We start from the raw sequence: 1,978 nt of genomic DNA on the forward strand, positions 1-1,978 counted from the left end.
CGTCACGGCCGGCAAGCCAGGACACGAACCTGCGGAACGGCAACGCCGCCGGCAGCGACTGATGGTGATAGACACCGAAAATCTCACGCAGCAGGATCGGCATCGACCAGCCATCGAGCACGATGTGATGATTAGTCAGCACCAACCGATGCTCATCGACCCCCACACAGATCACCGCCACCCGCAACGGCGACTGATCGCTGATATCACACACCGCGCCACGCTCAACCGCACACACCCGCTGGATCTGATCCTGCAGATCAACAGCAACACTGAGATCGACATAACGCCACGGCACGACGGGATCACGCGGAAGGATCTGCACCGGCTGATCGGCCTGCGGCCAGACAAACCGCGCCACCAAATGCGGATGACGACCCACCACCTCATCCACCGCGCGGTGCAACCGATCCACATCCAGCCGCCCACTCACCGTGAGCGCGAACTGCACCGCATACGGTTGCCCCACCTCACCATGCCCGGTGTTGGCGGTGTGGAACAACAATCCCTGCTGCAGCGGGGTCAACGGCAAAATATCGGCGACACGGTGGCGGCGCTCCAGCTCGTCGATCTGGGGCTGGTCAAGCCGGGCCGGCACGATATCGCTAGGGGTTAACCCGCCCCCGCCCGCGCTGACATGGGCACACATCCCGCGCAGCGCCTCAAACCACAACCCGCTGACCCGCTCGATCTGATCCCGATCCAACTTCGACGGCGCCCACAGCCAATCGGCCTGCAACCGCGGACCCTCACCACCATCAACGGTGACCGCGTTGAGGTCCACGGTATGCATCAACGGCATCGCCAACCCCGCATTGCTGTTAACGGCGCCCACCGAATCCGCCGAGCCGATCCGCCACCCCGCATCAGCGGCATCCTCACCTGCCGCACCGGCCCCTACACGCCCCAGATAGTTGAACCCGATCGCCGGATCACCACCACAGAGGTCGACCTCGTTGTTCAGATACCGCAACACCCCATAGGTCCAGCCCGGCGGCATCGCCCGCAACTGTTCTTTAGCGTCCTTGATCACCGCCCCCAAACCCGCATCCCCGGCACACACCCGCGCCCAACTGAGCCCACCAACGCCCAACGCCACCGGATACTTCGTGGTGAACCACCCCACCGTCTGCGACAAATCCAACCCCGCCGCTAACTCCTCAACACGCCCATGGCCCTCCACATCAATGCCCACCGGCGTGGCCCCGGTCCCCAAAAACTGCGCCCACGCCAACGCATAGGCGATCAACAAAACCTCACCCACCCCCACACCAAACGCCGCGGGCACCGCACCCAACACCATCCGAGTGCTGGCCACATCCAACGACACCGACAACGACCCCGCCGCAGCAAAGGTATCCACCGCCGGATCCACCAAAGGCAACACCGGCGCCACCTTGGCCACATCACGCCATGCCGGCGCCTGCGCCACCACCGCCTCAGCCCGGGCCTGCTCACCCAGCATCATGGCCCACTGCCGAAACGAGGTACCCCGCACCGCCAATACCGGCTCATTGCCGGCGCGCTGCAACTGCCACGCCGCATTCAGGTCACCAAACAACACCCGCCACGACACCCCATCAACGGCCAAATGATGAATCACCACCACCAACTGGGCCACCGCCGACACCCACACCGCACTAACCATCACCCCCGCACCCGGATCCAACCGACCCCGCGCCGCCACCAACACCTCCTCGGACAACACCGCCACCGACTCCACACACCCCGCGGCATCCACACACCCCACCGGCCCCACCTCCAACGACCACCCACCCACACCGTCATCAACCAGCCGAGCCCGCAACATCGCATGACGATCCAGCAACGCCTGCACCAACACCACCACATCGCCCTCGACCACCCCCGCCGGAGCCTGCAGCAACATCGTCTGATTGAACTGCCCCACCGGACCCTCAACACCGGCCAACCACCCCATGATCGGCGTGGCCAACACCGACCCCACCCCCTCATCGAC

1 protein-coding gene is annotated in these 1,978 nt (G+C 64.8%); it reads right to left on the reverse strand.

Annotated elements, in window-relative coordinates; all coding sequences use genetic code 11:
* Positions 1-1,978, reverse strand: a 1,978-nt coding sequence (locus MSIMFI_RS26685; RefSeq protein ID WP_224770473.1) for a condensation domain-containing protein, incomplete at both ends; no start/stop codon positions are given.

Source organism: Mycobacterium simulans (assembly GCF_900232995.1).
GTDB lineage: Bacteria > Actinomycetota > Actinomycetes > Mycobacteriales > Mycobacteriaceae > Mycobacterium > Mycobacterium simulans.